The sequence below is a fragment of the Variovorax boronicumulans genome, assembly GCF_030812215.1.
Lineage (GTDB): Bacteria > Pseudomonadota > Gammaproteobacteria > Burkholderiales > Burkholderiaceae_C > Variovorax > Variovorax boronicumulans_C.
In genome coordinates this window covers 1-11648 of record NZ_JAUSSG010000012.1, presented here as the reverse complement: position 1 = coordinate 11648, position 11648 = coordinate 1, and the positions used below count along the sequence as shown (strand labels likewise).

Annotated in this window: 11 protein-coding genes; 6 read left to right on the top strand and 5 right to left on the bottom strand. The window is 66.9% G+C overall.

Annotated features, from left to right (window positions below; genetic code table 11):
- The first annotated feature begins 75 nt into the window (after window positions 1–75).
- The gene (locus tag J2W23_RS26960; RefSeq protein ID WP_307650935.1) at window positions 76–801 is read left to right on the top strand and encodes a Crp/Fnr family transcriptional regulator; all 726 of its coding nucleotides are present in this window, start codon (window positions 76–78) and stop codon (window positions 799–801) included.
- Window positions 802–814: 13 nt separating this feature from the next.
- On the opposite strand, the gene J2W23_RS26955 is transcribed toward J2W23_RS26960, so the two are convergent.
- Window positions 815–1801 carry a Bug family tripartite tricarboxylate transporter substrate binding protein gene (locus tag J2W23_RS26955; RefSeq protein ID WP_307650934.1) on the bottom strand — a complete coding sequence of 329 codons (987 nt, stop codon included), beginning with the start codon at window positions 1799–1801 and terminating at the stop codon, window positions 815–817.
- Between the two features lie 41 nt (window positions 1802–1842).
- A complete protein-coding gene (locus J2W23_RS26950) occupies window positions 1843–2283 on the bottom strand; it encodes an OsmC family protein (protein WP_176656247.1) in 441 nt (146 codons plus the stop codon).
- A 247-nt stretch (window positions 2284–2530) separates the two neighbouring features.
- Here J2W23_RS26950 and J2W23_RS26945 point away from each other — a divergent pair, with 247 nt between their 5' ends.
- Complete coding sequence (locus J2W23_RS26945; protein WP_307650933.1) at window positions 2531–4222, top strand: long-chain fatty acid--CoA ligase; 1692 nt, start codon at window positions 2531–2533, stop codon at window positions 4220–4222.
- Between the two features lie 72 nt (window positions 4223–4294).
- Complete coding sequence (locus tag J2W23_RS26940; RefSeq protein ID WP_176656249.1) at window positions 4295–4816, top strand: thermonuclease family protein; 522 nt, start codon at window positions 4295–4297, stop codon at window positions 4814–4816.
- 89 nt (window positions 4817–4905) lie between these two features.
- Here J2W23_RS26940 and J2W23_RS26935 read toward each other — a convergent pair whose 3' ends face one another.
- Window positions 4906–5307: a VirK family protein gene (locus J2W23_RS26935; RefSeq protein ID WP_307650932.1), complete on the bottom strand. Its 402-nt coding sequence runs from the start codon at window positions 5305–5307 to the stop codon at window positions 4906–4908.
- Window positions 5308–5539: 232 nt separating this feature from the next.
- Between J2W23_RS26935 and J2W23_RS26930 the strand changes: the two genes are divergently transcribed.
- Window positions 5540–7477: a PhoX family protein gene (locus tag J2W23_RS26930; protein ID WP_307650931.1), complete on the top strand. Its 1938-nt coding sequence runs from the start codon at window positions 5540–5542 to the stop codon at window positions 7475–7477.
- A gap of 21 nt (window positions 7478–7498) precedes the next feature.
- Here J2W23_RS26930 and J2W23_RS26925 read toward each other — a convergent pair whose 3' ends face one another.
- Together J2W23_RS26925 and J2W23_RS26920 are read right to left on the bottom strand one after the other, a co-directional pair.
- Window positions 7499–7750 carry a hypothetical protein gene (locus J2W23_RS26925; protein ID WP_307650930.1) on the bottom strand — a complete coding sequence of 84 codons (252 nt, stop codon included), beginning with the start codon at window positions 7748–7750 and terminating at the stop codon, window positions 7499–7501.
- Window positions 7751–7766: 16 nt separating this feature from the next.
- Window positions 7767–9113, bottom strand: a complete 1347-nt coding sequence (locus J2W23_RS26920) for an NAD(P)/FAD-dependent oxidoreductase (protein WP_307650929.1) — start codon at window positions 9111–9113, stop codon at window positions 7767–7769.
- Window positions 9114–9268: 155 nt separating this feature from the next.
- On the opposite strand from J2W23_RS26920, the gene egtB reads away from it, so the two are divergent.
- Together egtB and egtD are read left to right on the top strand one after the other, a co-directional pair.
- Window positions 9269–10528, top strand: coding sequence for an ergothioneine biosynthesis protein EgtB (gene egtB / locus J2W23_RS26915; RefSeq protein ID WP_307650928.1), 1260 nt, complete (start codon window positions 9269–9271; stop codon window positions 10526–10528).
- 2 nt (window positions 10529–10530) lie between these two features.
- On the top strand, window positions 10531–11547 hold the full coding sequence (gene egtD / locus J2W23_RS26910) for an L-histidine N(alpha)-methyltransferase (RefSeq protein ID WP_373423994.1): 1017 nt from the start codon (window positions 10531–10533) through the stop codon (window positions 11545–11547).
- The last annotated feature ends 101 nt before the right edge of the window (window positions 11548–11648 follow it).

Below are 11648 nucleotides of genomic sequence, written 5' to 3'. Positions count from 1 at the left end.
TCGCTGCGTACTATCGGCACCCCCATGCACCAAGACTGTCCGTTGTTGGCATTCGCCACCCCGGACAAACCCGCGATGCCACGCACGCCCCTTTCATCCCGCGCCACCGAAGCCCAGGCGGCAGCACCGTCACCGCCGCAAGGCAACGACATGCGGCTGGCCGAAGACGTGCAGGCGCGCCTGCTCGCGGTGGCACACCGGCGCACGCTGGCGCGTGGCGAGTCGCTGTTCCACAAGGGCTCGTCGCCCGATGCGCTGTTCGGCGTGGTGAGCGGATCGCTGCGCGTGAGCGTGGTCGCGCCGGGCGGGCGCGAGGCGGTGATCGCGATGCTCGAACCCGGGCACTGGTTCGGCGAGGTGTCGCTGCTGGTGGGGCGCGAGCGCGTCTACGACACCTTCGCGGTCGACGTCACCGAGATGGCCGTGGTGGCCGCGGCGGACTTTCATCGGCTGATCGCCGAGCACCCCGATGTGCACATGGCCTTCACGCGGCTGGTGTGCCTGCGGCTGCGGCAGGCGCTCGCGTGGATCGACGACGTGATCCTGATGCCGCTGCCCGTGCGGCTCGCGCACCGGCTGCTCACGCTGGATGCACGCGCCGCCGTGCCGGGCGATGCAAGCGGCAGCACCACGCTCGGCGTATCGCAGGAAGACCTGTCGTTCATGCTCGGCGTGTCGCGCCAGAGCGTGAACCGGCAACTCAAGCTCTGGGAGGAAGACGGCACGCTGCGCGTGGGCTACCGCAGCATCGAGCTATTGAGCCGCGAGCAGCTCGAGCGGCACGCGGCCACGCCGCGCTGAACGCCGGCGGCGCTCAATCCATCCGCGCGCCCGACGCCTTCACCGCCTTGTCCCAGCGCGGCGTTTCCGTCGCCAGGAAGCGTGCGAAGTCCTCGCTGCCCAGGTAGGCCGGGTCTGCGCCCTGGCTCACCATGCGCTCGCGCACCTCGGGGCTGGTCAGCACCTGCCGGAACGCATCGCTGAGCTTGGCGACCACGTCCCTGGGCGTGTCCTTCGGCGCGAGGAAACCGTAGAAGCCCACCACCTCGAAGCCCTTGACGCCCGACTCGATGACTGTCGGCACGTCGGGCAGCGCCGGGTTGCGCTCGCGGCTGGTCACGGCCAGCGCGCGCACCTTGCCTTGCTTGTGATAGTTGGCGGCCTGTGGAATCGACTCGGCCATGAACTGCACCTGCCCGCCCATCAGGTCGGTGAAGGCCGGCGCGCTGCCGCGGTAGGGGATGTGGACCATGAAGATGCCGGTCGCGGTCTTGAACATCTCGGGCACGAGGTGGCTGATGCCGCCGTTGCCCGCCGAGCCGTAGTTGACCTGGCCGGGCCGCGCCTTGGCGTAGTCGATGAACTGCTTGAGGTTCTGCACCGGCAGCTTGGGTGTGACCAGCAGGGCCAGCGGCTGCATCGCGGTGCGCGCGATCGGCACGAAGTCGCGCTGCGTGTTGTAGGGCAGCTTGCTGTAGAGCGCGCCGTTGATCACCGCCACGCCGGTGTTGGCCAGCATCAGCGTGTAGCCGTCGGCCGGGCTCTTGGCGACCGCATCGGCGCCCACCGAGCCGCCCGCGCCGGGCTTGTAGTCGACGATCAGCGGCTGGCCGAGCACCGCCTGCAGCTTGTCGGTGAGCAGGCGCGCATGCTGGTCGAGCGGGCCGCCGGCCGGGAAGCCGATGACGACCTTGATCGGCTTGTCGGGGTAGGCGGCCATGGCCGCCGTGGTGCCGAGCGTGCCGAGCGTGCCAAGGGCGAAAGAAAGGACCGCCAGTGCGGTCCGGGTGGGCTTGTTCATGATCCGTCTCCTTTTTGTGGAGACGATCATAAGCAGCGAGGTCAGCTGGCCAGCGTGGCCTTCAGCGTGATCTCGGGCACGCTCGCAAGCGCCTTCGACAGCGGGCAGCCGGCTTTGGCGGCGGCCGCGATTTCCTGGAACTTCGCTTCGTCCAGGCCGGGCACGGCCGCATCCAGTTCGAGCTGGATGCGGTCGATCTTGAAGCCGGCGCCGTCCTTGGCCAGCCGCACGGCGGCCTTGGTGTCGATGCGCGTCGCGGTCAGGCCCGCCGCTTCCAGCGCGAAGGCGAAGGCCATCGTCAGGCAGGCCGCATGGGCCGCGCCGACGATCTCCTCGGGGTTGGTGCCGCGCTTGTCGTCCTCGAAGCGGCTCGCGAAGCCGTAGGGATAGTCTTTCAGGGCGCCGGTCTCGGTGCTGATCTGGCCCTTGCCGGTCTTGCCGGCGCCTTCCCAGTGAACGCTTGCGTGCTTGTCTGCTGCCATGGTGGGTTCCTTCGGTGGTTGGTTGGGTGGATGGAAGAGAGCGTCAGGTATCGCGCGGAAAGCCGGCCGTGTCTGTAGTCGCACGGCGCATCCGCGATCCACGGCCAGTGTGAGAAGAATGGGCGTCGCCAATGTGACGCACCGGGGGCTTCCCCGATGGGAGGCGCGGCCGGGGCGGCTTAGGCTGGTGCGTTTCCCTTCGCTTTCCCCTCGTTTTTCTTCTTCTTCCTTCCCCGCCGTTCCCACCATGCAACAACGCCCGCATTACAAGTTCTGGCCCAAACGCCTGCCGCATTCGCTCACCGTGCCCGCCACTTCGCTCTGGCACAACCTCTCGGTCTCCGCCGCCCGCTACCCCGACAAGGCCGCGCTCGTCTTCTTCGGCCGCGTGATGAGCTACCGCGAGCTCGCCGGGCAGGTCGAGCGGCTGGCCGGCACGCTGCATGCGCTGGGCGTGCAGCGCGGCGACCGCGTGATCCTGGACATGCAGAACTGCCCGCAGCTCGTGGTCGCGCACTTCGCGATCCTGCGGGCCAATGCGGTGGTGGTGCCGGTCAACCCGATGAACCGGGCCGAGGAGCTCAAGCACTACATCGTCGACCCCGACGCCAAGGTGGCGCTCACCACCGGCGACCTTGCCGCCGAACTGGCCAAGGCCAGCGACGCACTGCCGCCCGAACAGCGGCTCGCGCACATCGTCGTGACCCAGTTCACCGACGCCTTCGATGCTGATGTTTCCGGCGACGACGCACCCGCGCCCGCATGGACCGCCTGGCTCACCACCCGCCACCCGCTGCCCGCGCTCGCCGGCGGCCAGGCGATGGCGTGGACCGACGCGCTCGAAGCCGGCCACCCGGCCCCCGCGCATGTGGTGGGCGCCAACGACATGGCGCTCCTGCCCTACACCAGCGGCACCACGGGCCTGCCCAAGGGCTGCGTGCACCACCATTCGAGCCTGATGCACAACGCCGTCTCGGGCCAGCTCTGGGGCCATGCGACATCGGAGGCCGTGGTGCTGGCCGTGGTGCCCATGTTCCACATCACCGGCGTGGTGAGCATGATGCACACCTCGATCCTCGCGGCGGCCACGCTGGTCATCATGCCGCGCTGGGACCGCGACGTGGCGGGCCGGCTCATCTCGCGCTGGAAGGTGACGAGCTGGACCAACATCCCCACCATGGTCATCGACCTCATGGCCAGCCCCAACTTCGCGAGCTACGACCTCTCGAGCATCACGCACATCGGCGGCGGCGGCGCCGCGATGCCGCAGGCTGTGGCGCAGCGCCTGTTCGAGCAGTACGGCCTGAAGTACCAGGAGGGCTACGGCCTCACCGAGACGGCCGCGCCCTCGCACACCAACCCGTCGGAGAACCCCAAGCAGCAGTGCCTGGGCATCCCGTTCATGAGCACCGACGCGCGCGTGGTCGACCCCGACACGCTGGTGGAAATGCCCATCGGCGAATCGGGCGAGATCATCATCCACGGCCCCGAGGTGTTCCAGGGCTACTGGAAGCGGCCCGATGCCACCCGGGCCGCCTTCGTCGAGTTCGAGGGCAAGCGCTTCTTCCGCTCCGGCGACATGGGCCGCATGGACGAGGACGGCTACTTCTTCATGACCGATCGCCTCAAACGCATGATCAACGCGAGCGGCTTCAAGGTGTGGCCCGCCGAGGTCGAACTGCTGATGTTCCGCCACCCCGCGATCCAGGAGGCCTGCGTCATCTCGACCAAGGACGACTACCGCGGCGAATCGGTCAAGGCCGTGGTGGTGCTGCGCGCGACGCACAAGGACACGACCGAGCAGCAGATCATCGACTGGTGCCGCGAGAACATGGCGGTCTACAAGATTCCGCGCAAGGTGCAGTTCGTGGACGCGCTGCCCAAGAGCGGCAGCGGCAAGGTGATGTGGCGCCTGTTGCAGGAAGACGAAAACAAATGATTCGGCCGGATGGCGCGGGCGCTTCGCGCCGAGAATCTTTTGCTTCTCGCAACGTGTCCGTTCCATTCCTGCATGCGCTTTCGTTCGTCCTTCCTTCTCTCCGTTCTCTTCTCCCTTTCGCTGCTGGCCCACGCCGCTCCCCGCACCTGCCTCATCGTCGGCGTGACCGACGGCGACACGCTCACCGCGCGCTGCGGCCGCATCGGTGCCTACGAGCAGGTCAAGGTGCGCATCGCGGCCATCGACGCCCCTGAAAAGAAGCAGCCCTACGGCCAGCGCAGCCGACAGGCGCTGAGCCGCCTTTGCTACGCCGAGAAGGCGGTCATCACCGAGCGCGACACCGACCGCTACGGCCGCACCGTGGCCGACGTGTCGTGCAACGGCGAGGACGCGGGCAGCCGCATGGTGTCCGAGGGCTGGGCCTGGGTGTACGACTACAACAAGATCGCGACCAAGCGCGGCGGCGGGCTCTTCAAGCTGCAGGACAGTGCCCGCTCGCGGCACCTGGGGCTGTGGGCCGATACGAAGCCGGTGCCGCCATGGGATTGGCGCAAGAGCCAGCGCGAATCGCACTGGGGTGAAGGCTTCTTCTGAGGCTTGTTACCCGGTGCCTGTGCACCCGCCCCGAGCCCCGCGCAATTCACCCGATTTCTGAATTGAATTTGGGATAGCCAACGAATTGCCTAAAGAATTTGCACAAAGAAATTTACGCTATTCCCCACCTCGCAGGTCAATGCAATATTGCGCAATGGCTGGTAGGTCGGCATCGAGAGGGTGGTGATCGTCAATTGAACCGAGCGGTCGGTATTCACTCGAAAACGGATGATCTCGTTCACCGGCTGATTGCCCGGGCCGAGGGTGAAATGCGTATTCGAGAGCGCGATCGTTCCATTGGGCAGGATATTGAAGGGATCGATGACCAGCCCTCCGCTCACGGCGGGACTCGGCTCGCCGGGGCTGTCGTTCCTGCATTTCGACAGGTCGAAGCTCGTGCGAACCGCCTGGCCGCGCATCAGTGCCTTGGCGATCGCGGGCACGTCGTCCAGCGGAATGGATTGGGCGTGAGCAAAGAGCGGCACGGTCATGCAGGCCGCTGCCACTACGTATTTCCGTAGGAAATGAGTCATTGGAATTTCCGTAATTCAATTTTGGGGCGAGATGAAAGAATTGCAAAAAAGCGGCGGCTTTTCAATTCAGTAGTTGGAATTAAATTCCGGAAATCTGTCACCCGAAAGGGTTCCCGTTGTCATGGGAGATTCACGGGTTTACGCGAACATCGAAAGTTCTCACAACCCACATGACAAAGAGATCAGAGAAATGGCCAAAGACTTCGAGCAGATGGAGGACTCCAACCCTTCCGCCAACCCCACGATCCACGACGTGTCCGACCCCAGGCGCCGCGTGTTCGTGCGCGGCGGTCTCGCGGCGGCGGTGGCCGGGCTTTTCGGGCCGCTCGCAGCCGGTGCGCTGACCGGTTGCGCAGCCACCGGCGGCGGCAGCAATTCATCGGTGAGCACGCTGGGCCGCGCCATCGGCTTCAAGAGCGTGCCCATGGCGGCCGTCGACCGCGTCGTCGTGCCCGAGGGCTACAGCGCGCAGGTCATCTACCGCTGGGGCGACGCCACCGGCATCGCGGGCCGCATGCCCGCCTTCAAGACCGACGGCTCCAACACCGCCGACGAACAGGCCCTGCAGGCCGGCATGCACCACGACGGCATGGCCTTCTTTCCGCTCGACGGATCGAACCGCGGCCTCCTGGTGCTGAACCATGAATACGTCGACGACGGCCTGCTGCACACCGACGGCATGAAGACCTGGACGGCCGAGAAGGTGCGCAAGTCGATGAATGCGCACGGCGTGTCGGTCATCGAGCTGCAGCGCGAAGGCGCGAAGTGGTCGCAGGTGCTGCCGTCGCGTTTTGCGCGCCGCATCACCGCGCTCACGCCGATGACGCTCACCGGCCCCGCCGCCGGCCACCCGATGCTGCGCACCGCGGGCGACCCGACCGGCACGCAGGTGCTGGGCACGTACAACAACTGCTCCAACGGCCAGACGCCGTGGGGCACGTACCTGACCTGCGAAGAAAACTTCGCCGACTACTTCGAGGGCACCGACACCCCCGACGCCCACCAGAAGCGCTGGGGCATCAAGAAGGGCAACGGCGCCAAGTACCGCTGGCACGAGCACGAAGAGCGCTTCGACGTGGCCAGGCACCCGAACGAATCGAACCGCTACGGCTGGGTGGTCGAGATCGATCCGCAGGACCCGGCATCGACCCCGCGCAAGCGCACCGCCATGGGCCGCGCCGCGCACGAAGGCGCCGCCACCGCGCTCACCAACGACGGCCGCGCCGTCGTCTACATGGGCGAGGACTCGCGCTTCGAATACATCTACAAGTTCGTGAGCCGCGACAAGGTCCAGCCCGGCGGCGCCGCGGCCAACCGCGAACTGCTCGACCACGGCACGCTGTACGTCGGCCGCTTCGATGTGGACGGCACGGGCGAGTGGCTGCCGCTCGTGCAGGGCCGGAACGGGCTTGTCGCCGACAAGGGTTTCGCGAGCCAGGGCGACGTGCTCATCAAGGCGCGCCAGGCGAGCGACCTCTTGGGCGCGACCAAGATGGACCGCCCCGAGTGGACGACCGTCGATCCGCTGACGAAGGAGGTCTACTGCACGCTCACCAACAACAGCAACCGCGGCGCGCCGGGCCAGCCCTTCATGGACGCGGCCAATCCGCGCTCGAACAACACGATGGGCCAGATCATCCGCTGGAAGGAAAGCGGCGATCTCGACGCGACCAGGTTCGCGTGGAACCACCTCGTGCTCGCGGGCGACCCGAAGCAATCGCGCTACGAGGCGCAGGGCAACATCCAGGGCGACACCTTCGGCAGCCCCGACGGCCTGATGGTCGATGCGCGCGGTGTGCTGTGGATCGAGACCGATGTATCGACCTCCACGCTCGGCAAGGGCGACTACAGCAACCTGCTGAACAACCAGATGCTGGCCTGCGACCCGACCAAGGGCGAGATCCGCCGCTTCCTGGTCGGCCCGGCCGGCTGCGAGATCACCGGCCTCACGGCCACGCCGGATTTGCGCACGCTGTTCATCAACATCCAGCATCCGGGCGAGCCGGCCAACGAGCGCAGCGATCCGGACCGTCCGCTCGCGGTGTCGAAGTGGCCCGACGGCGCGGGGCGCCCGCGCTCGGCCACCGTGGTCATCACGAAGAACGACGGCGGTGTGATCGGAACCTGATGTTGAAAGCGGCGGCGGCGCTCAGCAGGCGCCGCTGCTCCAGCAACGCAGCGAGGGCATGAACAGCCCAGCGACGAAGGTGATCGCGCAGAACACCAGCAGGATCAGCGCCGCCATGCGGAGGCCCTCGGCGTTCCAGCGCGGCGCGAAGCTGCTGATGAAGCCCGAGGCCCACGTGCCCTCGAGCCGCTCCGCGCCGCCCCAGCGCAGCACCCAGAGAAGGAACAGCGCTTCGACGGCATGAATGGCGATCCACCAGGTCAGCGACAACATGGCCTCGGCTCCGGTTTCAGGATTCGCTCTTGCCCTGCACGTCGGCCACCACGCGCGCATTGCGCTGGAAGCTCCAGTACGCGCCCGCCCAATCCATCATCACGACGACGCGGTTGCGAAAGCCGATGAGGAAGTACGCGTGCGCGAACAGCCAGAACAGCCACGCGAGCCGGCCGCTGAAGCGCAGCGGGCCGAAGGGCGTGCCCAGGTCCACCACCGCCGAGTTGCGGCCGATGGTCGCGAGGTTGCCGTAGTCCGCATAGCGGAACGGCACCGTCGGCTGGCCCGCGATGCGGCGCAGGATGTTCGACGCCGCGGCGCGCCCCATCTGCTTGGCGCCGGGCGACACGCCGGGCACCGGCTTGGGTGGCTTGCCGGGTGCGTGGCTCATGGCGGCCGCGAGGTCGCCCACCACGCTGATTTCGGGATGGCCCGCGAGGCTCAGGTCGGGCTCGACCTTGATGCGGCCCGCGCGATCGCATTCGACGCCGGTGGCCGTGCCGAGCATGCTGCCCAGCGGCGAAGCCGCGACGCCCGCGGCCCAGACCACGCAGCTGCTATCGATTCGGTAGCTCGCGACCGGTGCGCCGTCCGCGCCGCCGCCGGTCTGCACTTCGAGCCCGGTGCTGTCGATGGCGGTGACGCGTGCATTCAGCCGCACTTCGACACCGAGTTTTTCCAGTTGCTCGAGCGCCTTCTGGCTCAGCGATTCGGGCATGGCCTGCAGCACGCGCGGGCCGCCTTCGACCAGCAGCACCTGCGAGCTGCTCGGGTCGATATGCCGAAACTCGCCCGAGAGCGTGTGCTTGGCGATTTCGGCGAGCGTGCCGGCCATTTCGACGCCGGTCGGGCCGGCGCCGATCACCACGAAGGTGAGCAGGGCGCGGCGAAGCGCGGGGTCGGTGGTGGTCTCGGCGGTCTCGAACGACAGCAGCACGCGGCGGCGGATCTCGAAGGCATCGGCCAGCGTCTTCAGGCCCGGCGCGACGGGCGCCCATTCGTCGTGGCCGAAATAGCTGTGCGTGGCGCCGGCGGCGACGATCAGGTGGTCGTAGGGAACGCTGGTGCCGTTCGCCAGCTGCACCGTGCGGCCGGCGGGATCGATGGCGCTCACTTCGCCGAGCAGCGTGGTGATGTTTTGTTGCTTGCGAAACAGCGCACGCACCGGCGCCGCGATCGAGGGCGCGGCGAGCCCGGCGGTCGCCACCTGGTAGAGCAGGGGCTGGAACAGGTGGTGGTTGGTCTTGTCGATCACGGTGACATCGACGTCGGCGCGCTGCAGCTTGCGGGCCGCCTCGAGTCCGCCGAATCCGCAGCCGACGATGACGACCTTGGGCCTGGCCGGGGAGGTGTTCGTTTGCATCGAACGGATGATACGCAGCCGCCCTGCACGCCCCGCCATCTTGTGCCACAGTGGCTGCCCGTCGACTTTCCGGCGGCGCCCCTGCGGCGTTTTGTCCTACGGACTGCGCCGACCCCTATGGGCTAAAACTTGCGGCTGACCCGACTGGAGACCCCATGACGCTTTCCCGGCCGATCACACAGGCGGCGAGCATGTTGCGCGACAGGTTTCGCGAAGTGCGCGCCACGAGCCTGGCACTTGCCGCCCCGCTTTCCGCCGAAGACCAATGCATCCAGTCGATGCCCGATGCGAGCCCGACCAAATGGCATCTCGCGCACACGACGTGGTTTTTCGAGACGGTGCTTCTGCAACCGCATGCCGAGGGGTATCAGCCCTTCGATCCGCGATTTCATTACCTCTTCAATTCGTACTACGAGGCGCTCGGGCCGCGGCATCCGCGCCCGCAGCGCGGGTTGCTCACGCGACCTTCGGTGGACGAGGTGCATGCGTACCGGCGGCATGTCGACGAGGCGGTGCTTGCACTGCTCGAAGGCGGCGTCGACGAGCAGGACTGGGCCGCCATCGAGCCCATCGTCACGCTCGGGCTGAACCATGAGCAGCAGCACCAGGAACTGCTGCTCACCGACATCCTGCATGCGCTCTCATGCAATCCGCTGCTGCCTGCGTACAAGCCGGCGAGCGGGCCCGCATTGCGGCTGGCCGCGGTGCCGCCTGCAGTGCGCTGGATTCCGCAGCACGGCGGTATCGCAGAGGTGGGGCACGCGGGTCCCGATTTCTCTTTCGACAACGAGACGCCGCGCCACAAGGCGCTGCTGCAGCCCTACGCCATTGCCGACCGGCTCGTGAACTGCGGCGACTATGCGCAGTTCATTGCCGATGGCGGCTATCAGCGTGCGGAGCTGTGGCTCTCCGACGGATGGGCGGCGGTGCAGGCCAATGGCTGGCGTCACCCCGCGTACTGGCTTGCCGCCGACGATCCGCGCCTGAACCTCGGCACGCAGCAGCAAGGCGCTGCCGAATGGCATGTGTTCGGCCTGCATGGCGTGCGACCGATGGAAGCAGATGCGCCGGTGTCGCAATTGAGTTTCTATGAGGCCGCCGCGTATGCCGAATGGGCCGGCGCGCGGCTGCCGACCGAGTTCGAATGGGAGGCCGCGTTCGACGCACCCGGCATCACGCAGATGACCGGCCACGTCTGGCAGTGGACGCGCTCCTCGTACGACCCGTACCCGGGCTTTCGCCCGATGCCCGGCATCGCGGCCGAATACAACGGCAAGTTCATGGTGGGGCAGCTGGTGCTGCGCGGCGGCAGCGTCGCCACGCCGGCCGGGCACGCGCGGCCGAGTTATCGCAACTTCTTTCCGCCGGCGGCGCGCTGGCAATTCACGGGGCTGCGGCTCGCGAAAGACCTTTGATCATGCGCAATCCAACCTCCTCTTCGTCGCTGTCTTCGTTCGTTGCTTCGAAGACCTCGCAGCAGTCGCCACAACAGCGCGCGCCGGCGGCTGTCGTGCCGCTGTCCGAGTTCGGTCGGGAGATGCAGGCGGGGCTGTCGCGCACGCCGCGCAGCATCTCGCCCAAGTTCTTCTACGACGCGGCCGGCTCGCAGCTGTTCGATCGCATCTGCGAACTGCCCGAGTACTACCCGACGCGCACCGAGCTGCGCATCCTTGGCGAATGCGCAGGGGAGATCGCCGAGCAGGTCGGGCCGAACGCGGAGATCGTGGAGTTCGGTGCGGGGTCGCTCACGAAGGTGCGGCTCTTGCTCGATGCGCTCGAGGCGCCCAAGCGTTATCTGCCGATCGACATTTCGGGGGCGCACCTCGAAGCGGCCGCGGAGCGGTTGAAGGCGGACTATCCGGCGCTTGTGGTGCAGCCCATTGCCGCGGACTACACGATGCCCCTGGTGCTGCCTGCGCCGATGGCTGGCTCGGGTCGTCGCGTTGGTTTTTTCCCGGGGTCGACGATCGGGAATTTCGAGCCCGATGAAGCGCTGGCTTTTCTGCAGCTTGCGGCGCGGATGCTGCGGGGCGGGGGGCTCTTGATCGGTGTCGATCTGGTGAAAGCGCCGGATCGGTTGCATGCGGCCTACAACGATGCGCAAGGCGTGACTGCGCAGTTCAATCTGAACCTGCTGCGTCGGGCGAATGCGGAGCTCGATGCTGATTTCGATCTGGATGGGTTTGCGCACGCGGCGTTCTATAACGCGCCTCGTCAGCGGATCGAGATGCATCTTGTGAGCCGGCGGGTTCAGAGCGTTTCTTTGAATGGGGAACGGTTTGGGTTCGAGGAGGGGGAGACCATTCATACGGAGTACTCGCACAAGTTCACTGTGGATGGGCTTCGTGCGTTGGCTGTTCGTGCCGGGTTTCGGCCGGGGGCGGTTTGGACGGATCCTGAGAAGCTCTTCAGCGTTCATTGGCTGGCTGCCTAGTTTGCTTTTCGAGGCCGGGTCTCGCCCCGGCGGGCGACTCACTTTCTTTTGCTTCGCCAAAAGAAAGTAAGCAAAGAAAAGGCGACCCCGCTGTCTGCGAC